Below are 26,922 nucleotides of genomic sequence, written 5' to 3'. Positions count from 1 at the left end.
ATGCTACCTGCTCGTCATCCGCAGGTTTCCATCGCGGGCACCTTCAGCTCCGGATCGAATTCGACCTTGGCGAAGTACTTGCTCAGAAGCTGCTTCATGAGGCCCGTGCGATAGAGGTCGGCGATGACCGCCTTCACCGCCTTGCAGGTCTTCACGTCGCCGTTCCTGATACCGACGGCGTACCGCTCGTTGTTGAACTTCGCGCCGAGGATCTTGTAGCGCATGTTCTCGCGGGCGGCGAACCCGGCCAGGATCAGGTCGTCACCGGGGACCGCGTCCACCTTGCCGTCCCTGAGCAGCTGCATGCAGACGGCGTAGTCGCCGGCCGAGACCGGCTCGACCTTCACCTTCTCCTGCACCTCGCGGACGGACGGGCTGTCGGGCGCGCAGAGCCTCTTGCCCTCCAGGTCGTCCACGGAGTCGATGCCGCTGCCCGAGCGGACGAGGACGTCGTGGTGCGCCACGTAGTACGGCCCCGCGAACTGGGTCTCGGAATTGTCGACGGAGTAGGTGGCCACCACCAGGTCGACGCTGCCCTCGGCCAGCGCGTCGTCCCGGTCGCCCCTGCTGACCTTGACCAGCGCGGTGTCCTTCGCTCCTAACTCGGCGGCGATGCGCTTGGCGACCTCGATGTCGAAGCCCTGGAAGTCGTCGCCGTTCTGCAGCGCGACGCCGGGCAGGTCGCCCTTGACGCCGATCACGACCTTCCCGGTCTGCGCCACCTTGTCGACCACAGTGGCGAACGCGGTCGAGGGCACCCCCTGCTCGGCGGTCCGCGTGGGCTCGGGCCCTCCGCGGAACGCCAGCGGCCAGCCGCCGTTCATCGCGAGCGCGACGGCGGCGGAGGCGAGCAGGACGACGGCGGTGCCCACCGCGATCCACACCCTCGCGCGGCGCGAGCGCCCGGGCAGGGCGGGCTCGGTCGCCGGGTACGGCGCCCCGCCCCCCTCGGGCGGCACCGTCGTCACGGGAGGCACGGGCGCCGGAGGCGCCGTCGTCGTCGCAGGCGGTGTCGTCGTGGGCGGTGTCGTCGCAGGCGGTGTCGTCGCAGGCGGTGTCGTCGCGGACGAGGCCGTCGTGGCCTGCGGCCGGGGCAGGTCCGTGATCGACCCCGCCGACACCCTGCTGAACGGCGTCGTGTCGTCGCTGGCCACCTGCACGCCCCGGGTGAGCACCGCCGTGGAGGCCCCCACCGTGGACGGCTGTCCGAGCAGCCGCAGCAGGATCTGGTCGGCGGACGGCCGGTCGGCCGGGGACTTGGACAGCGCGGAGCGCACCACGCCCTGCAGCGGCTCCGGCATCATGCCGACGTCGACCTCGTGGTTGAGGATCCGGTTGAGCACCACGGCGATGGACTTGCCCTCGAACGCGGGCTTGCCCGTGGCCGCGAACGCGATGGTGGCGCCCCAGGAGAACACGTCCGTGTAGGGCCCGACGTCGTCGCCGGCGATCTGCTCGGGCGCCATGTAGGCGGGCGTGCCGATGGCCCGGCTGGTGATCGTCCCGGTGGAGTCGATGATCCGGGCGATGCCGAAGTCCACCACGCGCGGCCCGTCGGCGGCGATCAGCACGTTGTCGGGCTTGAAGTCCCGGTGGACGATCGAGGCGTGATGGATCGCGGTGAGCGCGGTCGCCGTGCCGATGGCCAGCCGGTCGAGCACCGTGCCGCTGAGCGGCCCGTCGGTCTCGATGATGTCCCTGAGCGCCCGGCCGTCGATGTACTCGCTGGCGATGTACGGCGTGTTGCCGTCGAGATCGGCCTCCATCACCCTGGCCGTGCAGAACGACGCCACCCGCTTGGCCGCCTTCAGCTCCCTCGCGAAGCGCGACCTGGCGATCGTGTCACCGGTGAACTTCACGTGCAGGAGCTTGATCGCCGCCTGCTCCCCCTTGTCGTTGACGCCCAGGTAAACTATGCCCTGACCGCCTTCCCCGATCCGTCCGGACAGCCGGAAGGACCCCAGCTGTGTGGGATCGCCGGCGACCAGCGGCGAGATTTGCGGCATTCGTCATCCCCACGTGTGCTAACCCCATCGACGCAAACTTTACGACGTTCAGCAACTCCTCAGGGATCCGTTAAGCGTTCGTGACGTCACGGTTTTACCGGCGTGGAGTTGCGCGGGCGGGCCGTCGAGGGAAGGCTCTGGATCATGGAGCGCCCCTACGACATCGTACTTTTCGGAGCGAGCGGCTTCACCGGCGCGCTCACGGCCGCCTACCTCGCGCAGGCCGCCGGACCCGGCACGCGGTGGGCGCTGGCCGGGCGCGACCGCGCCAAGCTGGAGCGGCTGGGGCTCGACGTGCCGATCCTGCTCGCCGACGCCGCGGACCCCGCCTCGGTGGCCGCGCTCGCCCGCCGGACGCGCGTCCTGGCCACGACGGTCGGCCCCTACGTGGCGTACGGGGAGCCGCTGGTGGCCGCGTGCGCCGAGGCCGGCACCCATTACCTGGACCTGACAGGCGAACCCGAGTTCGTGGACCTGGTCTACGTGCGCTACCACGACCGGGCGGCCAGGAGCGGCGCCAAGCTCGTGCACGCCTGCGGCTTCGACTCCATCCCGTACGACCTGGGCGTGCTCCACACCGTCACCCAGCTCCCCGAGGGCGTCCCGCTCAGGGTGAGCGGCTTCCTGCGGGCGAAAATGGCCCCGTCGGGCGGCACCCTGGCCACGATGATGTCCATCCTCGGCCGCGCCCGCCAGACGGTCCAGCAGGGCACGCAGCGCCGCTCCGCCGAGCCCCGGCCCGCCGGCCGCAGAGTGAGCTCGCTGCCCGGCGGCGTCCGCTACGTGGGCGGCTGGGCGCTCCCGATGCCGAGCCTCGACCCGTTCGTCGTCGGCTACTCGGCCCGCCTCCTTGACCGCTACGGCCCCGACTTCACCTACCGGCAGCACTACGCCGTCCGCACCCTGCCCGAGGCCCTGGCCACCGTGACGGCCGCCGGCGCCTTCGCCGCACTCGCGCAGCTCCCGCCCGTACGCGGCTGGATCCAGGACCGGCTGAAGCCCGGCGAGGGCCCGTCGGCCGAGCGCCGCGCCCGGAACTGGTTCAAGGTCACGTTCCTGGGCGAGGGCGGGGGCGAGCGCGTGGTCACGGAGGTCGCGGGCGGGGACCCGGGCTACGGCGCGACGGCCAGGATGTTCGCGGAGTCGGCCCTCTGCCTCGCCTTCGACGACCTCCCGGACCGCGCCGGCCAGCTCACGACGGCCTCGGCCATGGGCCTGCCGCTCATCGACCGCCTGCGCGCCGCGGGCATCTCGTTCGTCAGGAAGGGTTGAGTCGGCAGGCGGACTCGACCGAGAGGGTGTGCCAGCGTTCCTCGGACCGCACCTCGGCGGTGGTGCGGCCCCACCACTGCTCCACCTCCACCACGAGGGGAACGTCCTCCGACAGGGCGGCCCGGCAGTCGGTGACACCGAGGACGAGGCTCAGCGCCATCCGGACACCGCGCCGGCGCCATCACTCACGTCGTGAGACAGGCGGGGGACGATCGCTCCGCTCATCCAGGTGACCCCGGCGAGGAGCACCGCGATCGCGGCCAGGACCCAGCGTCCGTAGGCGATCCCGCGCACCATTCCCACCCGCGGATCCAGGCGCGCCCAGACGTCATCGGAAATCACTCCAGCCCCCTTTTTGGCGATTCCGCATTCTGCTACTTTTCCGGACGTGGCGAAAGACGACCGTTGTTGCTGACGGGTTTTCTGGTTTTCCTGTTACTGGTGACACCGATGGCCGCCGCGGCCGTCAACTCACCTCTGCATCGCGTGGACGCGGACCGTTTCGGACACCGCCAAATGGTGGACATCACCGCGTTCAACGGCCCTCACGTTCTGCGATATCTACAGGTGACGCGGCGATATCGGTGGATGGGCACAAGTGCGGGACTGGCCACGGGGGTTTTCAGCGCGACGTCCGGCGCTGTTTTTCTGGCTCCTTACTCCGCGCTGATCGGCTGGCTGCTGGGAGTCCTGGCCGGTGAAATCGCATTCGGCCGCCGGCGGGGCCCAATTCGGCGCGCGCCGGGAATACGGCTCGTCCCGCCGCAGCTCACCGCGACCTGGCTGATCTGCGCCGCGTTCTCCTGCGGAGTCGCCCTGAGCACGGTCGAACGCTCCTTCTCCGCGGAGACCACCGTCGACCGGCGGCTCGGCGCCGCGGCCGTGCTCGGCGTGGTGGCCGTCGTGCAGTTCATGGTCGGCGGCCTGCACCGGCGGGCGCTGCTCCCGGGGCCGGCGGACCTGGTGGGCGGCGAGTTGGCCACGCGGTCCCATTCCGCCCGCTGGCTGCTCGGAGTGGGCGCGTCCGTGACCCTCTGGACGTCGGTGATCGCCCTGCCCATCCGGCAGTTCCACGAGGTGGGCGTGCTGGCCCTCGTCGGCCTGCCGCTCCTGGCGCTGGCCCTGGCCTCCAACACCTGGCGACCCGGCGCCGCGGGCAGGAGGACGACCTGGCTCTGGGTCACCGCGGGTGTGGCACTGGCCGGCATGGGACTGGCCATGGGCCGGTCGGTGTGGCAGCAGGCGGGGCGCGCGGCGCGACCTGACCGGGCCGCTGACCGGCGGGCCCCTCCCCGAGGTGGCGCTGTCCCAGGACGGCCGGTACGTGAGCGTCGGCCCGGAAGTGATCGACAACCGCACCGGAGCCCGTACCCGCCTGCCCGGCGTCGGCCGCGTGCTCGGCTTCGGCCCCGACGGCGTCGTGGCGACCACCGGCCGCCGCGCGCTGGCGGGCTCCCCCGACACCGAGCTCCTCACGATCGGGTACGACGGCACGGTCCGGACCCGGGCGCCCTTCGATCCGGCGCTCGAGGTGGCCGCCTCCCCCGACGCCCGAGCGCTGGTCGTCCTCACCGAGGAGGAGGTGCTGACCATGGATCCCCGAACGGCCGAGATCCGCGGGCACGCCGAGCTGGACGTGCCCGAGCAGTACGGCCCGCCGAAGGCACTCGCCTGGGCCCGGGACGGGCGGCTCCTCATCAAGATCGATGTGGCCGGCAAGAAGGAGTTCCACCTGCTCGATCCGGGCACCGGCAAGGCGAGCCCGGTGCGAGGCCTGCCGGCGGACCTCGACGGCGCGGTGTTCGGGAGGGTCCAGTGAGCCGGTGGTGGTACGCCCTTGCCGCGGCGGCGCTGGCCCTGGCCACCGCGTGGGTGATCGGCCCGACCGGCGAGAAACCGCCGGTGCAGTTCGCCCGCCCCGAGCCGGCCGGCGCCGTCGCCGCACCGCGGGGACTCAGCAGGTACGCCTCCCCCATCCGGTACGCGTACAGCCCGGCCTGTGACAACAGCTCGGTCCCGTGCGGCCCCTGGATCCTCGTCGCGTGGGACGGCGAGCGAGGCGCGCTGCCCGGCACCGACGCCGCGGACTCGCTCTCTCTCAGCCCGGACGGCACGCGTGCGGCCTACCTGCGGACGAGCGACGGCGCGTACGCCGTGGCCGACCTGCGCACCGGAGCGGTCAGGGCGCTCCCCGTGCGGCAGAAGGACGGCACGGTCGGCGAGATGTTCGGCGCCCAGGTCCCGCTGTTCTCCCTCGACGGCCGCCACCTGCTCATCCAGCGCGACCACCTGGACAAGGACGACGAGATCGTGCTGGAGAACCCGATGATCGTGGACCTCGGCACCGGCGCCGTCCGTCACCTGCCCGCCGTCGGGCAGGTCGTCGGCTGGACGTCGGCGGGGCTCATGACCATGACGAGCCGGCGCACGAACAGCCTGCCCGGGCACACCACGTCGGCCTCGTTCACCGTCTGGTCGCCCCAGGGCGAGGCGGTCGGGCGGTTCACGTTGCCCGGCAACCTGGCGGCGGGTGCCGTGCCGTCGCCGTCCGGACGCACGACGGCCACGCTCGCCCGCGACATCACGCCGGACGGCGTCGTCGGGCACGGCATCGTGCTCACCGACACGTCAACCGGCAAGCCGGCGCGGACCGTCGCGCCCCGGCTGCCGGCGGACCGGCAGGCCACGAGCGTCCTGCGCTGGGACGGCGAGGACGCCGTCGTCCTGCGGACCTCCGGTCCTCGTGGCGAGACGGCGTACCACGTCGTGGACCTCGCCACCGGGGCGGCGCGGCAACTCGACGTACGCATGGGTGACGTGGCCGACCGGCTCCTGGAGCCCGCCGAACTGGGAGTCGTCCTCGGAAAAGTCCGTCAGTAGGGCAGGCCCCACTTGGAGAAGGACTTGCGCAGGTACGGGTTCTTGAACTTCGGGTACGCCACGGTCCGCACGTCCCCGTCCGAGGTGTAGCGCATGTCCGGGTTGTTCTTGAGCCAGTCCAGCCACGCCTCGGAGCAGAACTGCTTGCAGTCGCCCTTCTTCTCCATGACCTTGATCCGCGGGATCCCCTGCGGCTCGAACGCCTTGCTGAACGGCGCCGGCGCGGGCGTGTAACCGGCCAGGAACGCGCCCTGGTGGTGGTATGCCTTGCCGTGCATGGCCCACTCCTTGTTGCTCGGCTGGTTGCCGTACGGCAGGGCGATCGTGGTGGGGTGGACGCCGGACAGGGAGTCGATCTGCTGGGCGATCGTGCTGATCTGCTCGTCGACCTCCTTGTGCGAGCGTCCGCGCAGGTTGATGTGGTCGCGGGTGTGGTTGCCGATCTCGAAGCCGTTCTCCTTGAGCCAGCCCAGCATCTGGGCCTGCTCCTCGCGTACGGTCTTGCCGAACATGTCGCGCGTCACGTAGAAGGTGGCCTTCGCCGGGAAGCCCGGGTGCTTGGCCGCCACGTCCTTGAGTATGGCGACGGCGGTGTTCGGGGCGGGGACGCCTACCTCGTTGAGCGTCAGCTGCGACGGCGAGGAGTCGTCGAAGGTCAGCACCACCGGGTGCTTGCCCGCCGGAATGTCGATCTTCCCGGCCACCATCTCGGCGGCCGTGATCGGCACGTACCCCTCCCTGGCCAGCCGCTCCAGGTCCGCCCGGAACTGCTGCGGTGTCCTGTCGTCCGTCGACCCCGGCTTGTCGATCACCCGGTGGAACATCAGCACCGGGATCTGCCCCAGCTCGTTCGCCTTGACCTGGGCGGCGATCTTGACCTTCGCGGCCTGGCTCGCCCTGAGCTTGGCAGCGGCGTCGGCTTTGGTGTCGGCCATCTTGACGGTGGTGGGCTGCGAGTCGCAGCCGCTCAGGAGGGCGGCGGCGGCCAGCAGCCCCACCCCACCGAAAATACGCAGTCGCATCCGAACCCCCCGAGACGCGTACGACTGTTACGAGGTGGCTCTTACCCAGCTGATCAACTGCGCCACGCCGCGCCACTGTCAAGAGATGGTCTGGGAAGCGGACAAGCGAAAGGGCCGCCCGCAGGCGGCCCTTTATGCTGAAACGGTCAGACCGCCATCTTCTTCTTGAGGTTCTCGTCCAGCGCCGCCAGGAAGTCCTGGGTGGTGAGCCACTTGGCGTCGCCGCCGACCAGGAGCGCCAGGTCCTTGGTCATCTGGCCGCCCTCGACGGTCTCGATGCAGACCTCTTCCAGTTTGTTGGCGAAGTCGGTCACAGCGGGGGTGTTGTCGAGCTTGCCCCGGTGGGCCAGGCCGCGCGTCCACGCGAAGATCGAGGCGATGGGGTTGGTGGAGGTGGGGTTGCCCTTCTGGTGCTCGCGGTAGTGGCGAGTCACGGTGCCGTGCGCGGCCTCGGCCTCGACGGTCCTGCCGTCGGGGGTCATCAGGACCGAGGTCATCAGGCCGAGGGAGCCGAAGCCCTGCGCCACCGTGTCGGACTGCACGTCGCCGTCGTAGTTCTTCGCGGCCCAGACGTAGCCGCCCTCCCACTTCAGCGCCGCGGCGACCATGTCGTCGATGAGGCGGTGCTCGTAGATGAGCCCGGCCTTCTCGAAGTCGGCCTTGAACTCGGTCTCGTAGACCTCGGCGAAGATGTCCTTGAAGCGGCCGTCGTACGCCTTGAGGATCGTGTTCTTCGTCGACAGGTAGACCGGGTAGTTGCGGGCCAGGCCGTAGCGCATCGAGGCGCGGGCGAAGTCGCGGATCGACTCGTCCAGGTTGTACATCGCCAGCGCGACGCCACTGCTGGGGAAGTCGTACACGTCGAGCTCGATCGGCTCGGAGCCGTCCTTCGGCGTGTACGTCAGGGTCAGCGTGCCCTCGCCGGGGATCTTCAGGTCGGTGGCGCGGTACTGGTCACCGAACGCGTGACGGCCGACGACGATCGGCTTGGTCCAGCCGGGGACGAGGCGAGGCACGTTCGACATGATGATCGGCTCGCGGAAGATCACGCCGCCGAGGATGTTGCGGATGGTCCCGTTGGGGGACTTCCACATCTTCTTGAGACCGAACTCCTCGACGCGCGCCTCGTCCGGGGTGATGGTGGCGCATTTCACACCGACGCCGTACTTCTTGATGGCGTTCGCGGCGTCGATGGTGACCTGGTCGTCCGTCTCGTCCCGGTACTGGATGCCGAGGTCGTAGTACTTCAGGTCGACGTCGAGGTAGGGAAGGATCAGCTGGTCCTTGATGAACTGCCAGATGATCCGGGTCATCTCGTCGCCGTCAAGCTCGACGACCGGACCCTCCACCTTGATCTTGGGCATGCGAATGGTTCCCCTTCAATGTTTTGATGCGTTGAGGCTATCGGACCGTCCGGTCATCAGGCGAAAAAGGACAGTATCAACGCTTTGAGCTCGTTGTTGTAGAGCAGGAGCGAGGTCAGGACCAGCACGAACCCGAACCCGGCCAGCGTGACGACGTCGACCTTCTTGCTGCGGATGGACAGCTGCCCACCGAAACCGGCGAAGCGGAGGGCGGCGGCGATCATGATGACGGCGCCCAGCGTGAACCCGCCCCAGCGCGGGTTCACGAAAAAGATCACGAGTACGCCGATGACCGCACCCGCCAGGATCAGCGGGTACGGCCCCCAGCTCTCACGCTTGGTCCCGTGGCTCAACGTTCTTCTATCGGCTTCCACTTCTGATCGGTCTCACCGATGTACTCACTGTCAGGCCGGATCAGCCTATTGTCTGCATGCTGCTCTATGACATGGGCAGTCCAGCCGGACATCCGGCTGATCGAGAAGACCGGCGTGAACAGGTCCGTCGGGATCCCGAGATAGTGGTAGACCGAAGCCGCGTAGAAGTCGACGTTGGGGTAGAGGCCCTTCGTCTCGAAGACGACCTCCTCCATCTCCTTGGACATCCGGTAGTAGGTGTCGTCGCCGCCGGCCTCGGCCAGCTCGGCGGACATCTTGCGCAGATGGGTCGCGCGCGGGTCCTCGGTCTTGTAGACGCGGTGACCGAAGCCCATGATCTTCTCGTGGGCCGCCAGCTTGTCACGCACGACCTGGGCCACCTGACCCGGCGGGATCGTCTCCAGCAGCTTCATGACCTGCTCGTTCGCCCCGCCGTGCAGCGGGCCCTTGAGGGTGCCGATGGCGGCGACGATCGCGGAGTGCATGTCCGAGAGGGTCGCGGCGCAGACGCGGGCGGCGAACGTGGAGGCGTTCATGGTGTGGTCGGCGTGCAGCACCAGGCACTCGTCGAAGATCTCGACCGCGCGGGGGTCGGGGACGCGGCCGGTGACCTCGTGCAGGAAGTTCGCGGCGATGCTGAGCGACGGGTCCGGCTCGGGAACGCTCCCGCCGGTGCGGGCGGCGTGGTAGCGGGCGACCAGCAGCGGCTGCTGCGCGGTCAGCCGGGCCGCCTTGCGCAGGTTGGCGTCGGGGGCGATGGAGTCCTTGTCCGGGTCGTCGGCGCCGGACAGCGAGACCAGGCTGCGCAGCGCCTCCATCGGTTTCTGCTTCTCGGCGATCTCCGCGATGTTCGCCGAAGCCAGGGCGCCCAGCTCCCGGCCCTGCGCCAGCTCGCCGACGTACGCGTCGAGCTCGGACCGGTCGGGCAGCTTGCCACGCTGCAGCAGGTGTGCGGTCTCCTCGAACGTCGCGCGGCCGGCCAGGTCGTGGATGTCGTATCCACGGTAGAAGAGCCGGCCGGCCTTTCCGTCAATGTCGCTCAGCGCTGTGGACGCGGCAACGACATCGGCCAGGCCTTTCGTGGGCTTGTCCGCCATGAGTGTTTCCTCCGCTTATCTTCGTCCGAAGTCTACCCGTGAGCAGGCAAAACCGGCCTCAAAGGTCCAGACCAATTTCACGCCGGATTCTCCTTTCGGCAAAGGCGATTCCGCATCCCCTCGTTTGGGTAAGCCGGAGCTGTAGTAATAGTTACGGCGGGCTACCTGGGGAGGAACTGCCGTGCCCAGGAGGAGGCGTGCCGTTCATACGCTGCCTCACAAGGGGAGGAACCGCCAGTGGAGGGGCCGTTCATACGCATCGAGGACACTGGCGAGGTGGTCCCGTTGCGCCCCGAGATCACGACGGTCGGGAGGGGACGAGGAGTCGACATCCGGCTCACCGATCCCAGCGTGTCTCGACTCCATGCCGAGTTCGTCAGACGAGGACCCTACCTGTACGTCGTCGACCTGGGGCTGTCCAGGAACGGCACGCGGGTGAACGGCAGGCCGATCGCCCGGAGGGTCCTTGACGACGGCGACGTCGTCTCCTTCGGCGCGGCGCGGGGTCGCATCGGTGGAGTCCCCCGTGAGGACTTCACCCCCGAGGTCGAGCTGCGCAGGGCGGCCGCGCCCGAGCTGACCAGGCGCGAGGTCGACGTGCTGACCTCGCTCTGCAGGCCGGCGCTGTCGGACGAGGCGTTCGTCGCCCCGGCGACCGCTCGCGAGATCGCCGACGACCTGGTCGTGACCGAGGCCGCGGTCAAGCAGCATCTGCTGCGGCTCTACCAGAAGTTCAGGATCCCCGAGGGCACCAACCGGCGCACGCGCCTGGCCAATGAGGTCGTCGCGCTCGGTCTGGTCCGTCCGACCCCCGTGGTGCCACCGCAGCGGTCGACGGCCACCCCGGCCGAACAGCCGTCGGCGGCTGGGCGAAGGGCTTCTTGACGACGGTTCTTGGGGCCTGATCGCGACCGGGGCTTCGGCGAGGGGTTCCGGCAGCGTCGGAACCCGGGCGTCAGCGTGCCCGCGACCCGCGGGAAACGGGCACGTCGCCGGCCAGGAAGCCGGCCGGCGACGCGCGTCGGCGGAGCACGCCGTCAGATCACCCTGAAGCCGTTGCTCGGCTTGCTGGTCCGGTTGGCCCGGTCCACCGCGACCACGTAGTAGTGGTCGCCGCGCTTCCCGTCCGGGTCCGTCCAGCGGACCTGCCGGTCGCCGGGCACGACCGCGACCAGGTTGCGGGCGTCGGCGAAGTCGCGCGAGGACGCGTGCCCGCCGAAGCGGAAGATCGCGAACTGGAACGGCTCGTCCCTGCCGGTGGCCACCGCGCGCACCTCGACCCCGCCGGGCTTGCGCAGCGCGTACGCCAGGACCGGCCTGCGCGGCGGCTCGCCGCCGGCCAGCCGGGGCAGCACGGGAGCCAGCGCGGGACGCTGGTAGTGGTCGTTGACGGCGGTCGTGATGGAGCCGATCCGGTCGACCTTGACGTCGTTGGCGTTGTACCAGATGTCGCCGCTGATCTCGGGGTGGTTCCGGTTGAGCGTCAGGTGCGCGGACAGCTCGCCGGGGGCCTGCCACTGGGCCGCCTGGGCCGGGTCGCCCGCCTTGTAGGCGGCCTGGCCGATCCACAGCAGCGTGTTGGTGCCGCTCGCCACGTCCGACCACCAGGGCACGAGCTTGGAGTAGTCGGCCGGCGGCTGACCCATGTACCAGTAGAGCTGGGGCGCGATGTAGTCGAGCCAGCCCTTCTTGACCCAGCCGCGGGTGTCGGCGTGCAGGCTGTCGTACGACTGGCCGCCGCTGGTGTCCGAGCCGAGCGGGTCGGAGGCCTTGTTGCGCCAGATGCCGGACGGGCTGATCCCCCATGCGATCTCCGGCTTGGCCGCCAGGACGCGCTGCTGCATCTCCTGGACCATGAGGTCGACGTTGTTGCGCCGCCAGGTGGCCAGGTCGGGGAAGCCGGCGCCGTACTTGGCGAACGTGGCGCTGTCGTCGAAAGCCGTGGTGTTCGTGGGGTAGAAGTAGTCGTCGAAGTGCAGGCCGTCGATGTCGTAGCGGGTGACCGCGTCCATCATCGCGTCCTGGCAGAACTTCCGTACCTCCGGCAGGCCCGGGTTGTAGTACAGCTTGCCGCCGAACGGCAGGATCCAGTCGGGGTGCTTGCGCCCGGGGTGGTCGGGGTGCAGCTTGGCGGGGTCGGGCTGCATCGAGACGCGGTACGGGTTGAACCAGGCGTGGAAGGCCAGGCCGCGCTTGTGCGTCTCCTCCACGGCGAAGCCGAGCGGGTCGTAGCCAGGGTCCTGACCTTGGGTTCCGGTCAGATACTGTGACCAGGGCTCGAACGGTGACGGCCAGAACGCGTCCGCGGTCGGCCTGATCTGCACGAACACCGAGTTGAGCTTGCGCTGCACGGCCACGTCCAGCCAGGCGACGAACTCGGCCTTCTGCTCGTCGGCGGTCAGCCCTGGCTTCGACGGCCAGTTGATGTTGACCACCGAGGCGATCCACATACCACGCATCTGACGCAACGGCGGCACGTAGTCCTGCGCGAAGGCGGGCATCGGAACGGCGGAAGCGGCGGCGGCGAGGGCGAGGCCCTTCAAGAGAGTCCGTCTGCTCGGCATGGGGGGTGGCCTCTCGGAAAGTGGTTGTATCGAAGGCGACGATGACAGAAAATTACCTTCAGATCAACAACCGTGAAGGAAAGTGCCGATGAGCGGTGACCTGTCCAGACTGGCGATGACAGTGTTGCACCCAGGGTACGAGGGGACCTCGGTCCCCGACTGGCTGCGCCGCGCGCTGGGTGAGGGTCTGGGCGGGGTCGTCCTGTTCGCCCGCAATGACATAAATGCGCAGCTCGTACGGCATTTGCGCGCCGAGAACCCGGACACCGTCGTCGCGATCGACGAGGAGGGCGGCGCGGTCACCCGGCTGGAGGTCCTGGCCGGCAGCTCCTTCCCCGGCAACCGGGCCCTGGGCGTGGTGGACGACGTGACGCTCACCGAGCGCGTGGGCCGCCAGATCGGCCGGATGCTCGGCGAGCTGGACATCACGCTCAACTACGCGCCCGACGCCGACGTGAACTCCAACCCGGCCAACCCGGTCATCGGCATCCGCTCCTTCGGCCCCGCGCCCGACCTGGTCTCCCGGCACACGGTCGCGTACGTGAACGGCGTCCAGGGCGCGGGCGTGGCCACGTGCGCCAAGCACTTCCCCGGCCACGGCGACACCGTCACCGACTCCCACCTGGCGCTGCCCACCGTGCACGCCTCGCGCGAGGTGCTCTTCGCACGCGACCTGCCGCCGTTCCGGGCCGCGATCACCGCCGGCGTGCGCTCGATCATGTCGGGCCACCTGCTCGTCCCCGCTCTCGATCCGTCGATGCCGGCGACGCTGAGCCGTACCGCCATGACCGAGCTCCTCAGGGGCGAGCTCGGCTTCGACGGGATGCTCGTCACCGACGCGATCGAGATGCAGGCGGTGGCCGCCATGTTCACGCCGGGCGAGATCGCGGTGCGGGCCCTGAGCGCGGGCGTGGACGCCATCTGCGTGGGGCTGGCCACCGAGGAGAGCCTGCACGCGATGCGCGACACGATCGTGGCCGCCGTACGCGCCGGGGAACTGCCCGAGGAGCGGCTCGCGGAGGCGGCCGCGCGGGTGCTCGCACTCTCCCAGTGGTACGGGGCGCAGGCGGCGCTGCGCGACAAGGCCCGGGGCGACGTGGACGAGGGCGTGGGCCTGGAGGCGGCCAGGGCGGCGCTGACCACCTCCGGCACCGCCAGGCTCGACCGCGCCCCGCTGGTGGTCGAGGTCAACACCCGCCTGAGCAAGGCCGTGGACCCCTCGACGCCGACCGGCATCACCGCGGCCCTCACCGCCCTCCTGCCGAACACGGCCCGGCTCCAGCTCGAACCCATGGGCGACCTGCCGGACCTGGCCTCCGACGGGCGGCCGGTCGTGCTGGTGGTGCACGACGCCGCCCGCTACGACTGGGTGCGTTCGACGGTGGCCAAGGCGCTGGCGGTGCGGCCCGACGTGATCGTGGTGGACACCGGCGTGCCGGCGCCGCCCGGTGGGGCCGTCCACGTGGCCACCCACGGCATCTCCCGCGTGTCCGCGCAGGCGGCGGCAGAATGGCTGACCCAGTGACCGCCGAACCCGCGAACCCGGTCGCCGCCGTACGCGCCGTGCTGCCCTCGCTCACCCCGGCGGCGCAGGCCATCGCCCGCATCATCCTGGACGACCCCGGGCTGGTGGTGCGCAGCACGATCACCGAGTTCAGCGGCGTCTCCGGGACCAGCGAGGCCACCATCGTGCGCACGGCCCGGGCCCTCGGGTTCGCGGGATACTCGCAGATGCGCTTCGCCCTGGCGGCGGCCGTGGCCAAGGAGCCGGAACGGCTGGTGCCCGGCGACCTCGGGCCCGACGACCCGCTGACCGACGTGATCGCCAAGGTCGCCCGCGCCGAGTCGGAGGCGCTGGCCGACACCGCCGCGCAGCTCGACCCCGACCAGCTGGGCGACGTGGTGAAGGCCATCTCGGTGGCGCGGCGGGTGGACGTGTACGGGGTGGCGGCCTCGGGGCTGGTGGCGGCGGACATGTCGCAGAAGCTGCTGCGGATCGGGCTGTCCAGCCATCCGTTCAGCGATGCGCACCTGGCTCTGACCAGCGCGGCGCTGCTGCGGGAAGGGGACGTCGTGGTGGCGATCAGCTGCAGCGGCGAGACGCCCGACGTGCTGGTGCCCGCCAGGACCGCGGCCGACGGCGGGGCGCTGGTCGTGGGCATCACCAACAACCCCCGCTCCTCGCTGGCGGAGCTGGCCGATCACACGCTGGTGTCGGCGGGGCGGGAGACGGCGTTCCGGCCTGGGGCGCTGGCGAGCCGGATCAGCCAGTTGCTGATCGTGGACTGCATCTTCGTGGGGCTGGCGCAGCGGACGTACGATGCGGCCGACGCGGCCATCCGCGCGACCCGGGACGCCACGGACCGCTACCGCAACCGCTGACCAACGACCCCGCAGCGACCCCCGTCGTTGGTTGCCGTCCTTCGGGGAGAGGGAGCGGCGAGACGCCCCCACCCACCCCCGTCGTTGGTTGCCGTCCTTCGGGGAGAGGGAGCGGCGAGACGCCCCCACCGACCCCCGTTGTCAGTTGCCGTCGCCTGGGAGACGCCGTCGCGGGCGGTGGTCAGGGGCGGGCGGCCGACAGGGCGGCCAGGTCGGCCTCGATCTTGGCGGCCGTGGCCAGCAGCGGCGGCAGGAGGTCGCGGCGGGCCGCCTGCAGGGTCGTACGGCTGGCGTGGGTCGAGACGTTCACGGCGGCCACCGTCCGCCCCGAACGGTCCCGGATCGGCGCGGCGATCGAGCGCAGCCCCTCCTCCAGCTCCTGGTCCACCATCGCCCAGCCCCGCCCGCGCACCTTGCCCAGCTCCGCCCGCAACGCGGCCGGCAGCACGATCGTGTGCGAGGTGAGGCGGCGCAACGAGGCCCCCTCCAGGTACGCGTCCAGCTCGTCCGGCGGGAGGGCCGCCAGCAGGACCCGCCCCATCGACGTGCAGTACGCGGGGAACCGGGTCCCGATGCTGATCGCCACCCGCATGATCCGGGCCGTCGCCACCCGCGCCACGTAGACGACGTCCTCCCCGTCCAGCACCGCCACCGAGGCCGACTCGTGCACCTCGGCCGCCAGGCGCTCCAGGTGCGGGTCGGCGACCTCGGGCAGCGACAGGCTCGACAGGTACGCGTACCCCAGCTCCAGCACCCGGGGCGTGAGCGAGAACAGCCGCCCGTCGCTGCGCACGTACCCGAGATCTTCGAGCGTGAGCAGGAATCGCCTGGCCGCGGCCCTGCTGAGGCCGGTCGCGCGGGCCACCTGGCTGAGCGTCAGCTCAGGGTCGGTGGCGCTGAACGCCCGGATCACCGCGAGCCCCCGGGCCAGCGACTGCACGTGATCAACCATCGTGATCCCCTTGACATGAGCCGGCAAGAGCGTAGGTTCCGCGATACGGGGTTGTTCGGTCAGAGAATACATGTGCGCATCGCGAACAAATAGGAGCAGCCGTGCGTCGGGCTCTCATCGTCCTCGCCGCCTTGTTCACGACCGCCTGCGGCGGCACGAGCTGGTCCGCAGCTCCTTGAGCGCGGTCGGTCTCGGCGACGCCGCCGACGCCCATCCGATCTGGAGGTGACCGCGCTGTTCGTCACCCATGACCTCGACGAGGCGGTCTACCTGGGGCAACGCGTCATCGTGCTGTCGTCGTCGCCGACCGTGATCCTGGAGGACCTGAAGGTGGATCTGCCGCCCGAACGCGACCAGCCGACGACCCGCTCGCTGCCCCGGTTCGGCGAGTTGCGCGGGCACGTCTACCGGCAGCTCCAACGAGCCGGGGACGGGCGATGACGACCGTCCGGGACGCCACGTTCGACATGCTCAGGCGGTACGGGCTGACCACGATCTTCGGCAACCCCGGCTCCACCGAGGTGACCCTGCTGACCGGGCTCCCGGACGACCTGCGTTTCGTGCTCGCGCTCCACGAAGGGTCCGTGGTGGGGATGGCCACGGGGTGGGCGATCGGGCACGAGACGCCCGCACTGGCCGTGCTGCACACCACGGCCGGGCTGGGGAACGCGGTGGGGGCCATCGCCACCGCCCGGGTGAACCGGGTGCCGCTGGTGATCCTGGTCGGGCAGCAGGACCGGCGGCACCTGGCGCTGGAGCCGTTCCTGGCCGGGCACCTGAGCGGGCTGGCCGGGGACTATCCGGTGCGGGTGGACCAGCCGGTGCGGGCGCAGGACGTGCCCGGGGCGGTGGCCCGGGCCGTTCACGAGGCGACGACCTTCCGCGGGCCGGCGCTGGTCGTGGTGCCGATGGACGACTGGGAGGCGCCCTTCGCCGGGGAGACGGTGGCGGCGCCCGCGCGGATGGTGCGGCCCGCCGGAGTCTCGGACGACGACCTCGCGTCGCTGGTGGAGCTGCTGTCGGGGGCTCGGTCGCCGGTGATCGTCGCGGGCGCGGGCGCGGGCGCGGGGGCTGGGACGGGGGCCCGGTCGGCGGCGGTCGTCGCGGGTGCCGGGGCCGGGTGGGACGCGCTGGTGGCGCTGGCCGAGCGGCTCGGGTGTCCCGTGTTCCAGGAGTCGTTCGGGGGGCGGGCCGGGTTCCCGCAGGACCATCCGCAGTACGCGGGGGTGCTGCCCGCCGACCGGTCCCGGCTGCGGGAGGCGCTGGCGGGGCACGACGTGGTGCTCGCGGTGGGGGCTCCCGTCTTCCGGCAGTACCCGTACGCGCCCGGTCCGCTGGTGATGCCGGGGACGTCGATCGCGGTGATCACGGACGACCCGGCCGAGGCGCATCGCAGCCCGGCCGACCTGGCCTACCTCGCCTCGCCGTCGGCGGTCTGCGCCCGGCTGGCCGCGCTGCTCCCCCCTTCGTCACCGGCCGCTTCGTCACCGGCTGCGGCCCTCGAAGCGCCATCCCTCGAAGTGCCAGCCCTCGAAGTCCCGGCTGGGAGGCGGCCCTTGCGGGCGGCGCACGTGCTGCGCGAGCTGGCGCTGCGGCTGCCCGCCGACGCCGTGCTCGTCGAGGAGACCCCCTCGTCCCGCCCCGACCTGCACCGGCTCGTGCCCGCCAGGACCCCGCTCGGCTTCCTGTCGGCGGCCATGGGCGGGCTCGGGTTCGCCCTGCCCGCCGCGGTGGGCCTGCGGATGGCGCTCCCCGACCGGCCCGTGGTCGCGGTCGTGGGCGACGGGTCGGCCCTCTACGGCGTGCACGCGCTCTGGAGCGCCAGGCACTACCGGGTGGGCGCGCTGTTCGTCGTGCTCTCCAACGGCCGGTACGCGATCATGGACCGGCTGGCCGACAAGCAGGGCGGCAAGGCGCCGTGGCCGCCGTTCACCGAGGTGGACATGGGCGGCCTGGCCAGGTCCTTGGGCTGCCCCGCCAGGCGGGTGGACTCGTACGACGAGCTGACGGCGGCACTCGACGAGGTGCTGCCGTCGCTCGCGGCCCGCGAGGAGCCCCTGCTGCTCGACGTGACCGTGACCGTGGATCCGGACTTCCAGCCTTAGGAGGCTCACCATGACGTTCCTCGACCCCAAGATCTGGACGGGATCGATCTTCGACGGCGGATGGACGGCCTCGCGCGCCGGGGACGCGCCCGTCATCGAGCCCGCCACCGGCGACGAACTCGGCCGCGCGGGCACCGCCGGCGCCGACGACGTGGCGGCGGCCGCCGTACGGGCCCGGTCCGAGCAGCGGGCGTGGGCCGCCACGCCGTACGAGGAGCGGGCGGCGCTGCTGCGGCGGGCCGGACGGCTGTTCGAGGAGCACGCGCAGGAGATCCAGGACTGGATCGTCCGGGAGTCCGGCGGCGTGCCGGGCAAGGCCGGGTTCGAGACGCACGTGGCGGCGCAGGAGTGCTACGAGGCGGCGGCGCTGGCCTCGCAGCCCCTGGGCGAGGTGCTGCCGACGGCCCGCAAGCGGCTCAGCTTCGCGCGGCGGGTGCCGGTCGGGGTCGTGGGGGTGATCGCGCCGTTCAACTTCCCGCTGATCCTGGGCATCCGGTCGGTCGCCCCGGCGCTGGCGCTGGGGAACGCGGTGGTGTTCAAGCCGGACCAGCGGACGGCCGTGTGCGGCGGGTTCGCGATCGCGCGGGTCTTCGAGGAGGCCGGGCTGCCGAGCGGGCTCCTGCACGTCCTGCCCGGCGGTCCCGAGGCCGGTCAGGCGCTCGTCGCCGACCCGAACATCCCCGTGATCTCCTTCACCGGCTCCACCGCCGCCGGGCGCAAGGTCGGCGAGGCGGCGGCGCGCCTGCTCAAGCGGGTCCACCTGGAGCTGGGCGGGAACTCGGCGCTGGTCGTGTTCGACGACGCCGACCTCGGGGCCGCCGCGTCGGCGGGCGCGTGGGCGTCGTTCTTCCACCAGGGGCAGATCTGCATGACCTCGGGACGGCACCTCGTACACCAGGCCGTGGCCGAGGAGTACGTCGAGCGCCTGGCCGCCAAGGCCACGGGGCTGCCGGTGGGCGACCCCGCCACCGGGCAGGTCGCGCTCGGGCCCCTGATCGACGCCGGGCAGCGCGACCGGGTGCACCGGCTGGTCACCGAGAGCGTCTCCGCCGGGGCCTGGCTCGCCGCCGGGGGGACGTACGAGGGGCTGTTCTACCGGCCGACCGTGCTGGCCGAGGTGCCGGTGAGCGCGCCGGCGTACGCGGAAGAGGTGTTCGGGCCGGTGGCGCCGGTGACGACATTCTCCACGCTGGAGGAGGCGGCGGCGCTGGCGGCGGACTCGGAGTACGGCCTGTCGCTGGGCATCCTCACGCGGGACGTGATGAAGGGGATGGCGCTGGCCGACCTGGTGCCGACGGGGATCGTGCACATCAACGACCAGACCGTGGACGACGAGGCGGTGGCGCCGTTCGGCGGGGTAGGGGCCTCGGGGACGGGGGCGCGGTTCGGCGGCACGGGGGCGAACGTCGACGCCTTCACCGAGACGCAGTGGGTCACCATGCAGGGGGACATCGCCGCGTACCCGTTCTAGGGACTTCGCGGAGACTTCGCGCGGGGACGGCTCGCGCGGGGACCTGCCCCGCGCGCAGCCCGTCCGTCAGGCGCGTTCGGCCGCCTCGACCACGTTGGACAGCAGCAGGGCCCGGGTCATGGGCCCGACGCCGCCCGGGTTGGGCGTCAGGAACCCCGCGACCTCCGCCACGTCCAGCGCCACGTCACCGGCGATCTTGCCGTTGACCCGGGAGACCCCCACGTCGAGGACGGCCGCGCCGGGCTTGACCATGTCACGCGTGATCAGGCCGGGTACGCCCGCCGCCGCCACCACGATGTCCGCCCGGCGCACGTGTCCGGCCAGGTCCTGGGTGCCGGTGTGGCAGAGGGTCACGGTGGCGTTCTCGCTGCGGCGGGTGAGCAGGAGCCCCAGCGAGCGACCCACCGTGATGCCACGCCCGACCACGGCCACCTCGGCGCCCTTGATCGGCACGCCGTACTCCTGCAGGAGCAGCACGATGCCGTGCGGGGTGCACGGCAGCGGGGCGTCGACCATGTGGACGAGGCGGCCCAGGTTGATCGGGTGGAGGCCGTCGGCGTCCTTGGCCGGGTCCATGCGCTCGAGCAGGGCCATCGCGTCGAGGTGCTTGGGGAGGGGGAGCTGGACGATGTAGCCGGTGCACTCGGGCGAGGCGTTGAGCTCGTCGATGGCCGCCTCGACCTCGGCCTGGGTGGCGGTCGCCGGGAGGTCGACGCGGATGGAGGCGATGCCCACCTCGGCGCAGTCGCGGTGCTTGCCCGCGACGTAGATCTGGCTGCCGGGGTCGTCACCCACGAGGACGGTGCCCAGGCCGGGCGTGATGCCGCGTTCTTTGAGCGCGGCCACTCGGGTCGTGAGGTCTGCCTTTATCTTGGCGGCGGTTGCCTTGCCGTCGAGTTTCACTGCGCTCATGCGGCAATCCTTCCATGTCCCCCCATGCCCTCAGCACGCCACTCCCGGCAGCCGCCACCCACCCTTGCCCATGCAGCAGCCCACCGTTTCCCCACGTTGACCCAGGACTCCCCGGGCGCCAACATCCACAAGTTATCCACAGATACCAGGCAGTCAGCCCCGGTTATCCACAGGCAATCGTTGACATCGTTGTCATTGATCTTGGAAGGGCTTAGTGTTGCGGGCGCCGGCAACATGCTCACGGAGGTAGGAGGTCCCCTTGCCGTTCCACGTCGACCGACGATGACATACGCGCCAAGAAGGTCAAACAAGTGCCCGGACTGGAACACCCTGGCGACCCCCGCCAGCCCGACAACCCCCACAGACATTGATGAACTACGTACTTGCCATTGACATCGGAGGAACCAAGCTCGCCGCCGCGCTGGTGGACGAGGAAGGTTCCGTGTTGCGTTCCGGTACACGGCCCACGCCGCGCACGGACGTCATGTCCGCCCTGGCGGCTCTCATCACGGAGGTGACCGAGGGCGGCCCGCCGCCGGACGCCGTCGGGATCGGATGCGCCGGACCGCTGGACCTGGCCGCCGGAACGGTGAGCCCTGTGAACATGCCCAGCTGGCGCGGATTCCCCTTGCGCGAGGAGGTGCGGAAGCTGACAGGGCTGCCCACCGTGCTCGCCGGCGACGCACAGTGCTTCGCGCTCGGCGAGCACTGGCTGGGAGCGGGACGCGACAGTACGTCCCTGCTCGGCATCGTCGTGTCCACCGGGATCGGCGGCGGATTGGTGATCGACGGCATGCCACTCCTGGGGCCAACCGGGAATGCTGGACATGTCGGTCATATGTCCATCGACCCCAACGGCGAGCGGTGCGAGTGCGGCGGCCGAGGTTGTGTCGAGCGCTACGCCAGCGGCCCCAACCTCGCCCGCTGGGCCTTGGACAACGGCTGGTCCCCCGCCTTCGACGGATCGCAGGAGCAGGCGGACGCCCGAACGCTCGCCAGGGACGCGGCAGCGGGCGACCCGGTCGCGGTGGCGGCGTTCGAACGCGGCGCGCGGGCGCTGGCCGGAATGATCGCCTCCACGGCGGCCGCGGTCGAGATCACCACGGTGGTCATCGGGGGTGGCGTGTCGGCGGCCGGGAAGGTGCTGTTCGACCCCTTGGAACGCATCCTCGATGACGTGGCCGGGCTGGCGTTCGTCCGGGCGGTAAAGGTCCATCAGAGCACTCTCGGCGTGGACGCAGCCCTGGCGGGAGCAGCCCGTTTGGCGTCCATGGCCCGTTAGACGCCCCTTGAGCGCCTCCTACCGGTACGCGATGGTGTACGGCGGGAGGTGCTGGTTCTGGTGAGCGAGCCGCGCTGGATGAAGGATGCCCAAGCAGCCGGCGCTATGGCAGGGGCGAGGAACGTGCAGGAGGTGAGGGGCACCGGCGACGTTCAGGCCTTGGGGGGACGACCACGTTCAGGCCTCGGGGGACGATTACGTTCAGCCCATAGACGGTGGAGCGGTGGGTTACTCGCGTTCGGCGGCCTGGGCTTCGCGGCGTTCGATGATCCGGCGGGTGATCGGGATGATCTCCACTACGCGGCTCCCGAGGTAAGCCCCGATCACGGCGAGCACCAGGAGGACGAAGGGGCTGGTGGCAAAGCCGTTCATGGTGACGAAGGCCTGCAGCATCAACTCGAGCAAGAGGAGCTCCGTGGGATTGGCGAGCAAGGGGTGGCACTCAGGGTAACCGCAGCCGGCATGTGCTTGCCCATGAAACGGCCAAACGGCAACATGATCGTCTATGCCGCTCTTTAGCGGACGATTGAGACGCCATCGGACGATCATCACGCAATGAGCGCCCCCGAACGACACGGCGATCCCCCGCCGCACCCGACGGACGCCCCGAGCGAAACGACGACCTTCGCCGTATGAGGTGGTCAGGGCCTGAGTGGTGCAGCGGCCCGCCGCATGCGACGAAGCGGTGCGTGACCAAGCCGTGCGTGGCAAACCTGCACGTGACGAAGCCGTGCGCGGCAAAGGCGCCTTGGGCGGAGTGTTGCGGTCCGTGTTGCCGAAGGTGGTGTGCGCGTCGGCCGTGCCCCGCCATCGCGGTGCCCGTGCGCGTCCCCTTGGTGCGGGAAGGGTGGGTTGAGGGCCAGAGGGGGGTTCTGGCCCTGGTGCGGTGAAGGGGCAGGACGCCGGCGATGGGCTAGTGGAAGAAGTGGCGGGTGCCGGTGAAGTAGAGGGTGATGCCGGCCTTCTCGGCGGCCTCGATGACCAGCTCGTCCCGGATCGATCCGCCCGGCTCCACGATGAACCGGACACCCGCGTCGATCAGCACCTGTGCCCCGTCCGGGAACGGGAAGTACGCGTCAGAGGCCGCGACCGCCCCCTCCGCGCGCTCCCCCGCCCTGGAGACCGCCAGGCGGCACGAGTCGACCCGGTTGACCTGGCCCATGCCCACGCCCACCGTCGCCCCGTCGCTGGCCAGCAGGATGGCGTTGGACTTCACCGAGCGGCAGGCGCGCCAGGCGAACTCCAGGTCCGCCAGTTGCTCGGGCGAGGCGGGAGTGCCGGTCTTGAGCTCCCACTGCGCGGCTGAGTCGCCGGAGGCGTCCACCTTGTCCACCGACTGCGCCAGGACGCCGCCGTCGATCTCGCGGAGCTCCACCTGGCGCGACGGCCCCTCCGGGCACTGCAGCAGGCGCAGGCTCTTCTTGGCGCGCAGGACCTCCAGCGCCTCCGCCGCGTAGGACGGCGCGATGACGACCTCGGTGAAGATCTCGGAGATCTGCCGGGCCAGCTCGGCCGTGACCTCGCGGTTGACGGCGATCACGCCGCCGTACGCCGAGACGGGGTCGCACGCGTGCGCCTTGCGGTGCGCCTCGGCCACGTCGGCGCCGATGGCGATGCCGCACGGGTTCTGGTGCTTGATGATGGCCACGCACGGCTCGCTGAAGTCCCAGGCGGCCCGCCAGGCGGCGTCGGAGTCGAGGTAGTTGTTGTACGACATCTCCTTGCCGTGCAACTGCTCGGCGTTGGCCAGACCGTCCGCGCGGCCCACGTAGAGTGCGGCGCTCTGGTGCGGGTTCTCGCCGTAGCGCAGGGTGGCCTTGCGCTCGTACGTCGCTCCCGTGAACGCCGGGAACCGGTCCTCCTCGTACGTCCGCGCGAACCAGTTGGCCACCGCCACGTCGTACGAGGCCGTGTGCGCGTACGCGACGCCCGCCAGCCGCCTGCGCTCCTCCAGCGTGAAGCCGCCCTCGGCCAGCGCGTTGAGCACGTCGCCGTAGGACCCGGGATCGACCACGACGGCGCAGGTGTTGTGGTTCTTGGCGGCGCCCCGGATCATGGCGGGCCCGCCGATGTCGATCTGCTCGACGCACTCCTCGTCGGACGCGCCGGAGGCCACCGTCTCCTGGAACGGGTAGAGGTTGACCACGACGAGCTGGAACGGGTCGATCTCCAGCTCCTCGAGCTGGGCCACGTGGTGCGGCTTGGTGACGTCGGCCAGCAGGCCGGCGTGCACGCGCGGGTGCAGCGTCTTGACCCGCCCGTCCAGGCACTCCGGGAACCCGGTGAGCTGCTCGACCTTGGTCACCGGGATCCCGAACGACGAGATCGCGGCGGCCGTGCCACCGGTCGAGACGATCTCCACCCCGGCGCCGTCGAGGGCTCTGGCCAGCTCCTCGAGCCCGGACTTGTCGTAAACAGCGATCAGCGCGCGCCGGATGGCGATGCGTGTCACGTGGACTCCCCTCCTGTTAGGTTGCCGATGCGGACCTGGCGTCCGCTGACCGTCCAGCCCTCGCGAGCCATCCGGCCGACGATCTCGACGAGCAGCCGCCGCTCGACGGTCTTGATGCGCTCGTGCAGGACCGCCTCGTCGTCGTCCGGGAGTACGGGCACCGCCTCCTGGGCGACGATCGGCCCGGTGTCGACGCCGGAGTCGGCCAGCATCACCGTGCAGCCGGTCACCTTGACCCCGTGGACGAGCGCGTCCCGCACGCCGTGCGCGCCGGGGAACGACGGCAGCAGCGCCGGGTGCGTGTTCAGCACGGGAAAGGCGTCGAGGGTCGGCGGACCCAGAATTTTCATGAAACCCGCCGACACCACCAGGTCAGGCTCGTACGCTGCGATTCTGGCCGCGATGGCGGCATCCCATTCCGCCCGCGTCGCATAATCGCCCAATTTTTCAACAAAAGTTGGGACTTGTGCCCTCGTCGCCCTGGCCAGCCCTTCGATCCCATCCCTGTCCGCACCGACCGCGACCACACGAGCCCCGTATGACGGGTCGGCAGAAGCGTCCAGCAGGGCCTGTAGGTTGGTTCCAGAGCCGGAGACGAGGACGACGAGCCGCCCAGCCTTAGACACGCACACTCCAATGAGGAAACAGGGTGGGGGTGCCAGAGTATCTGTTCCTCGCCCGGCGACGCAGAGGAGGTCAGGTGTCGACACCGGTGCAAGCACCGGCAGGCCAGCAGCCCGCCGATTCGGCGGGTCGCCGAGCGATCTGGTTGTCCATCGCAGCGCTGGCCATGACGTTCATGTTGCCGCTCGCAGGCCTGGTCATGGCGCTGTTCGCGCTCGTGGCGGGGATCCGGGCGCTGCCGCAGCTGAAGTCCGCGGGCCGGTCCACAGGCATCGCCGTCGGCGGCATCACGATCTCCTCGATCGCGCTGGCGCTGTCGGCCATGGCCACGGGGATGCAGCTGTACCTGATGGACGAATACTCCGCCTACCAGGAGTGCATGAAGGGCGCGGGGACCGTTTCGGCCCAGGGCGAGTGCTTCACGCAGTTCAGGGACGCGGCCCAGCGCAAGCTGCCCTCCGACGTGCTGCAGCTGCTCGGCACCGTGCAACCCTGAGCCGGACGCGGATCAGTCGCGGTCCCAGGCGTACGGGTCGACGTAGATGACGTGGCCGCCGCGGTCGTCCGACTCGTCCACGATGTCCTTGCGGGGCGGGCGGTCGGGCTCCGGCAGGCGCGGCCGGGCCTGGGCCAGCGTCTCGGCCTCGGCTGAGGCGTGCTCGTCCTGCCAGTCGTCCCTGATGACCGGGATCTCCTGGGTGTCGGCCTCGGTGGCGTCCATCCAGTGGCCGGGCAGCGGGCGCGGGTCCGACTCGGCCAGGCCGACCCTGCTCGCCGCCTTGGCGAGGGCGGCCCCGGCCTTGCGTACGGGGGCGGCCGCCTTGTCGAGCGGCGTACGGGCGCGCTTGTTGAGCAGCAGCAGGTTGGCCACGCCGGCGGAGATGCCCGCGGCCACGCCGACCTCCACCGCGACGGAGAGCGCCACCTCCCAGGGCGAGGGCCCGATCGTGGCCAGCCGCCCGCCGCCGATGGGCCCGCCGGACAGCGCCGCCAGCAGTCCCGCCACGAGCCCGGTGACGACCCCGCTGAGGAACCCCCACATCGGCGCCGCCTCGTAGGAGGGCGACGGCGAGATCCGGGCCACCATGACCCCCGCGACGGCCCCCGCCGCGAACGGCACCGCGACCACCGCCATCATCCACCCCGGCACGGGCCCGCTCTCCGGCAACGCCCCCAGCAGCGGCAGGCTCGGCACCGTGCCGAGCTGCACGCCCGTGGGCGCGACCAGGGTGTCGGCACCGATCGCGAACCCGGGCCCGGCGATGTAGGAGGAGGCCCAGACGACGGCGTTCAGCAGGTAGAGGAGCTGCAGCAGCAACAGCAGAACGCCGCCGACGAGCCCCGGCGAGAGCACGTCGGACAGCTCCTTGACCTGCCCGAAGTTAAGCACGACGGCGACCAGCACCAGCACGAGCCCGGCCACGAGCAGCAACGCCGTGGCGACCGCCGTGCCGACGGTGAGCGCGCGCACCCGTTCGGGCAGCAGCCGCAGCATCACCCGCCAGGGCCCGATCATCCGCGCCGTGGCCAGCGCCCCCGCCAGGAACGCCAGCACGAAGTGGCTGAGCAACGCCTCACCGATGAACGGCTGCGTGATCTCGTTGCTCGCCGCGAGCGCGATCAACCCCGCGAGCAGCGCGTACGGCGCCGCCAGCGACACCCCGGCCTGGACGACCACGGCGAGCTGGGCGCGGCGCCGGGCCCCGGCCTGCTCCTTGGGGCTGTTCTTCGGCAGCCGGGCGGGCAGCCGCAGCCGCAGGTCGGCGTCGCGGGCCATCCACCGCCCGGCGCGGTAGAGCAGCACGGCGGGCAGCACGATCAGCCCCAGAGGCAGCAGCCCGACCCGCCCGCCCTCGATCGCGAACCCGGCGTGGTGCGCGGCCAGCCAGAGCTGCGCCGCCGTGCGGAAGACGCCCGGCAGCCCCGTGCCCAGCGTGCCGCGCGGCGCGGCGATCCAGCCGACGAGGGTGAGCGTGGTGAGCGCGGCCAGCCCGACGCCCAGCGTGGCGGCGGCGGCCAGCATCCCGGACACGGGTAGCGGCCGCCTCGTCTCGTCGTCGTCGCCTGAGCTCCCGGGGAGCTTGCCCAGCATCGACCGGGGGGCCGCACGCAACTGGTCGAGAATCGCCGTCACAGTAGGCGATTTTCTCAAGGTTTCCCGAC

At 71.0% G+C, this 26,922-nt stretch carries 26 protein-coding genes; 11 read left to right on the top strand and 15 right to left on the bottom strand.

Translation table 11 applies throughout. The features are described 5' to 3' along the window. Window positions 1-14: 14 nt before the first annotated feature. Window positions 15-2,006: a serine/threonine-protein kinase gene (locus HD596_RS19540; protein ID WP_185070791.1), complete on the bottom strand. Its 1,992-nt coding sequence runs from the start codon at window positions 2,004-2,006 to the stop codon at window positions 15-17. A gap of 144 nt (window positions 2,007-2,150) precedes the next feature. On the opposite strand from HD596_RS19540, the gene HD596_RS19535 reads away from it, so the two are divergent. After that, a complete protein-coding gene (locus HD596_RS19535) occupies window positions 2,151-3,278 on the top strand; it encodes a saccharopine dehydrogenase family protein (protein ID WP_185070790.1) in 1,128 nt (375 codons plus the stop codon). Here HD596_RS19535 and HD596_RS19530 read toward each other — a convergent pair. The 3 genes from HD596_RS19530 to HD596_RS19520 all read right to left on the bottom strand — a co-directional run bounded on the left by HD596_RS19530 (window position 3,265) and on the right by HD596_RS19520 (window position 4,462). Then, window positions 3,265-3,438 (bottom strand): hypothetical protein, encoded by a 174-nt coding sequence (locus tag HD596_RS19530; RefSeq protein ID WP_185070789.1) that lies wholly within the window; start codon window positions 3,436-3,438, stop codon window positions 3,265-3,267. The genes HD596_RS19535 and HD596_RS19530 overlap by 14 nt on opposite strands. Beyond that, on the bottom strand, window positions 3,429-3,620 hold the full coding sequence (locus HD596_RS19525) for a hypothetical protein (protein WP_185070788.1): 192 nt from the start codon (window positions 3,618-3,620) through the stop codon (window positions 3,429-3,431). The genes HD596_RS19530 and HD596_RS19525 overlap by 10 nt, the downstream gene beginning before the upstream one ends. A 314-nt stretch (window positions 3,621-3,934) precedes the next feature. Then, window positions 3,935-4,462, bottom strand: coding sequence for a hypothetical protein (locus HD596_RS19520; protein WP_185070787.1), 528 nt, complete (start codon window positions 4,460-4,462; stop codon window positions 3,935-3,937). Window positions 4,463-4,467: 5 nt separating this feature from the next. Between HD596_RS19520 and HD596_RS19515 the strand changes: the two genes are divergently transcribed. Together HD596_RS19515 and HD596_RS19510 are read left to right on the top strand one after the other, a co-directional pair. Then, window positions 4,468-5,097 carry a hypothetical protein gene (locus HD596_RS19515; RefSeq protein WP_185070786.1) on the top strand — a complete coding sequence of 210 codons (630 nt, stop codon included), beginning with the start codon at window positions 4,468-4,470 and terminating at the stop codon, window positions 5,095-5,097. After that, complete coding sequence (locus HD596_RS19510; protein WP_185070785.1) at window positions 5,094-6,158, top strand: hypothetical protein; 1,065 nt, start codon at window positions 5,094-5,096, stop codon at window positions 6,156-6,158. The genes HD596_RS19515 and HD596_RS19510 overlap by 4 nt, the downstream gene beginning before the upstream one ends. On the opposite strand, the gene HD596_RS19505 is transcribed toward HD596_RS19510, so the two are convergent. From HD596_RS19505 to HD596_RS19490, 4 genes are all read right to left on the bottom strand, one after another. After that, entirely contained in the window at window positions 6,152-7,180 is a 1,029-nt protein-coding gene (locus tag HD596_RS19505) for a polysaccharide deacetylase family protein (protein ID WP_246554596.1), read from the bottom strand. The two genes, HD596_RS19510 and HD596_RS19505, sit on opposite strands and share 7 nt — an antisense overlap. A gap of 146 nt (window positions 7,181-7,326) precedes the next feature. Continuing rightward, window positions 7,327-8,544, bottom strand: coding sequence for an NADP-dependent isocitrate dehydrogenase (locus HD596_RS19500; protein WP_185070784.1), 1,218 nt, complete (start codon window positions 8,542-8,544; stop codon window positions 7,327-7,329). 56 nt (window positions 8,545-8,600) lie between these two features. Beyond that, window positions 8,601-8,897: a DUF3017 domain-containing protein gene (locus tag HD596_RS19495; RefSeq protein WP_185070783.1), complete on the bottom strand. Its 297-nt coding sequence runs from the start codon at window positions 8,895-8,897 to the stop codon at window positions 8,601-8,603. Beyond that, complete coding sequence (locus HD596_RS19490; protein ID WP_185070782.1) at window positions 8,894-10,015, bottom strand: citrate/2-methylcitrate synthase; 1,122 nt, start codon at window positions 10,013-10,015, stop codon at window positions 8,894-8,896. Before HD596_RS19490 ends, HD596_RS19495 begins: the two co-directional genes overlap by 4 nt. Window positions 10,016-10,252: 237 nt before the next feature. Between HD596_RS19490 and HD596_RS19485 the strand changes: the two genes are divergently transcribed. Beyond that, window positions 10,253-10,900 (top strand): FHA domain-containing protein, encoded by a 648-nt coding sequence (locus tag HD596_RS19485; protein ID WP_185070781.1) that lies wholly within the window; start codon window positions 10,253-10,255, stop codon window positions 10,898-10,900. Between the two features lie 152 nt (window positions 10,901-11,052). Here HD596_RS19485 and HD596_RS19480 read toward each other — a convergent pair whose 3' ends face one another. After that, entirely contained in the window at window positions 11,053-12,558 is a 1,506-nt protein-coding gene (locus HD596_RS19480; protein WP_246554594.1) for a glycoside hydrolase family 10-like protein, read from the bottom strand. 109 nt (window positions 12,559-12,667) lie between these two features. Between HD596_RS19480 and HD596_RS19475 the strand changes: the two genes are divergently transcribed. Then, entirely contained in the window at window positions 12,668-14,104 is a 1,437-nt protein-coding gene (locus tag HD596_RS19475; RefSeq protein ID WP_185070779.1) for a glycoside hydrolase family 3 protein, read from the top strand. Further along, complete coding sequence (locus tag HD596_RS19470) at window positions 14,089-14,961, top strand: MurR/RpiR family transcriptional regulator (protein WP_185070778.1); 873 nt, start codon at window positions 14,089-14,091, stop codon at window positions 14,959-14,961. Before HD596_RS19475 ends, HD596_RS19470 begins: the two co-directional genes overlap by 16 nt. 181 nt (window positions 14,962-15,142) lie before the next feature. On the opposite strand, the gene HD596_RS19465 is transcribed toward HD596_RS19470, so the two are convergent. After that, on the bottom strand, window positions 15,143-15,913 hold the full coding sequence (locus HD596_RS19465) for an IclR family transcriptional regulator (protein ID WP_185070777.1): 771 nt from the start codon (window positions 15,911-15,913) through the stop codon (window positions 15,143-15,145). 225 nt (window positions 15,914-16,138) lie between these two features. Between HD596_RS19465 and HD596_RS19460 the strand changes: the two genes are divergently transcribed. Genes HD596_RS19460 through HD596_RS19450 form a run of 3 tightly spaced genes read left to right on the top strand, consistent with a single transcriptional unit; the run spans window position 16,139 to window position 19,489 of the window. Beyond that, entirely contained in the window at window positions 16,139-16,354 is a 216-nt protein-coding gene (locus HD596_RS19460) for a hypothetical protein (protein WP_376775859.1), read from the top strand. Next, the gene (locus HD596_RS19455) at window positions 16,351-18,018 is read left to right on the top strand and encodes a thiamine pyrophosphate-dependent enzyme (protein WP_185070776.1); all 1,668 of its coding nucleotides are present in this window, start codon (window positions 16,351-16,353) and stop codon (window positions 18,016-18,018) included. The genes HD596_RS19460 and HD596_RS19455 overlap by 4 nt, the downstream gene beginning before the upstream one ends. Before the next feature lie 10 nt (window positions 18,019-18,028). After that, complete coding sequence (locus HD596_RS19450) at window positions 18,029-19,489, top strand: aldehyde dehydrogenase family protein (protein ID WP_185070775.1); 1,461 nt, start codon at window positions 18,029-18,031, stop codon at window positions 19,487-19,489. A gap of 66 nt (window positions 19,490-19,555) precedes the next feature. On the opposite strand, the gene HD596_RS19445 is transcribed toward HD596_RS19450, so the two are convergent. After that, on the bottom strand, window positions 19,556-20,401 hold the full coding sequence (locus HD596_RS19445; RefSeq protein WP_185070774.1) for a bifunctional methylenetetrahydrofolate dehydrogenase/methenyltetrahydrofolate cyclohydrolase: 846 nt from the start codon (window positions 20,399-20,401) through the stop codon (window positions 19,556-19,558). A gap of 370 nt (window positions 20,402-20,771) precedes the next feature. Between HD596_RS19445 and HD596_RS19440 the strand changes: the two genes are divergently transcribed. Further along, window positions 20,772-21,683: an ROK family protein gene (locus tag HD596_RS19440; protein WP_185070773.1), complete on the top strand. Its 912-nt coding sequence runs from the start codon at window positions 20,772-20,774 to the stop codon at window positions 21,681-21,683. Window positions 21,684-21,911: 228 nt separating this feature from the next. Here HD596_RS19440 and HD596_RS19435 read toward each other — a convergent pair whose 3' ends face one another. The 3 genes from HD596_RS19435 to purN form a co-directional block, all read right to left on the bottom strand. Then, entirely contained in the window at window positions 21,912-22,115 is a 204-nt protein-coding gene (locus HD596_RS19435) for a hypothetical protein (protein WP_221521417.1), read from the bottom strand. Between the two features lie 481 nt (window positions 22,116-22,596). Further along, entirely contained in the window at window positions 22,597-24,135 is a 1,539-nt protein-coding gene (gene purH / locus HD596_RS19430; protein WP_185070771.1) for a bifunctional phosphoribosylaminoimidazolecarboxamide formyltransferase/IMP cyclohydrolase, read from the bottom strand. Continuing rightward, the gene (purN, locus tag HD596_RS19425) at window positions 24,132-24,761 is read right to left on the bottom strand and encodes a phosphoribosylglycinamide formyltransferase (protein ID WP_313044595.1); all 630 of its coding nucleotides are present in this window, start codon (window positions 24,759-24,761) and stop codon (window positions 24,132-24,134) included. The genes purH and purN overlap by 4 nt, the downstream gene beginning before the upstream one ends. Window positions 24,762-24,934: 173 nt before the next feature. On the opposite strand from purN, the gene HD596_RS19420 reads away from it, so the two are divergent. Further along, entirely contained in the window at window positions 24,935-25,255 is a 321-nt protein-coding gene (locus tag HD596_RS19420) for a hypothetical protein (protein ID WP_246554591.1), read from the top strand. 12 nt (window positions 25,256-25,267) lie between these two features. Here HD596_RS19420 and HD596_RS19415 read toward each other — a convergent pair whose 3' ends face one another. Then, a complete protein-coding gene (locus tag HD596_RS19415) occupies window positions 25,268-26,893 on the bottom strand; it encodes a cell division protein PerM (protein WP_185070770.1) in 1,626 nt (541 codons plus the stop codon). Between the last annotated feature and the right edge of the window lie 29 nt (window positions 26,894-26,922).

The organism is Nonomuraea jabiensis (genome assembly GCF_014204795.1).
GTDB lineage: Bacteria > Actinomycetota > Actinomycetes > Streptosporangiales > Streptosporangiaceae > Nonomuraea > Nonomuraea jabiensis.
Note: the sequence above shows the minus strand (reverse complement) of the source record. Positions and strands in the feature narration are given on the sequence as shown.

Excerpts from the sequence above, each read along its gene's own strand:
- HD596_RS19540 (WP_185070791.1), bottom strand. The coding sequence starts at position 2,006 with ATGCCGCAAATCTCGCCGCTGGTCGCCGGCGATCCCACACAGCTGGGG.
- HD596_RS19535 (WP_185070790.1), top strand. The coding sequence starts at position 2,151 with ATGGAGCGCCCCTACGACATCGTACTTTTCGGAGCGAGCGGCTTCACC.
- HD596_RS19530 (WP_185070789.1), bottom strand. The coding sequence starts at position 3,438 with ATGGCGCTGAGCCTCGTCCTCGGTGTCACCGACTGCCGGGCCGCCCTG.
- HD596_RS19505 (WP_246554596.1), bottom strand. The coding sequence starts at position 7,180 with ATGCGACTGCGTATTTTCGGTGGGGTGGGGCTGCTGGCCGCCGCCGCC.
- HD596_RS19500 (WP_185070784.1), bottom strand. The coding sequence starts at position 8,544 with ATGCCCAAGATCAAGGTGGAGGGTCCGGTCGTCGAGCTTGACGGCGAC.
- HD596_RS19490 (WP_185070782.1), bottom strand. The coding sequence starts at position 10,015 with ATGGCGGACAAGCCCACGAAAGGCCTGGCCGATGTCGTTGCCGCGTCC.
- HD596_RS19475 (WP_185070779.1), top strand. The coding sequence starts at position 12,668 with ATGAGCGGTGACCTGTCCAGACTGGCGATGACAGTGTTGCACCCAGGG.
- HD596_RS19470 (WP_185070778.1), top strand. The coding sequence starts at position 14,089 with ATGGCTGACCCAGTGACCGCCGAACCCGCGAACCCGGTCGCCGCCGTA.
- HD596_RS19465 (WP_185070777.1), bottom strand. The coding sequence starts at position 15,913 with ATGGTTGATCACGTGCAGTCGCTGGCCCGGGGGCTCGCGGTGATCCGG.
- HD596_RS19455 (WP_185070776.1), top strand. The coding sequence starts at position 16,351 with ATGACGACCGTCCGGGACGCCACGTTCGACATGCTCAGGCGGTACGGG.
- HD596_RS19450 (WP_185070775.1), top strand. The coding sequence starts at position 18,029 with ATGACGTTCCTCGACCCCAAGATCTGGACGGGATCGATCTTCGACGGC.
- HD596_RS19445 (WP_185070774.1), bottom strand. The coding sequence starts at position 20,401 with ATGAGCGCAGTGAAACTCGACGGCAAGGCAACCGCCGCCAAGATAAAG.
- HD596_RS19440 (WP_185070773.1), top strand. The coding sequence starts at position 20,772 with ATGAACTACGTACTTGCCATTGACATCGGAGGAACCAAGCTCGCCGCC.
- HD596_RS19420 (WP_246554591.1), top strand. The coding sequence starts at position 24,935 with ATGTTGCCGCTCGCAGGCCTGGTCATGGCGCTGTTCGCGCTCGTGGCG.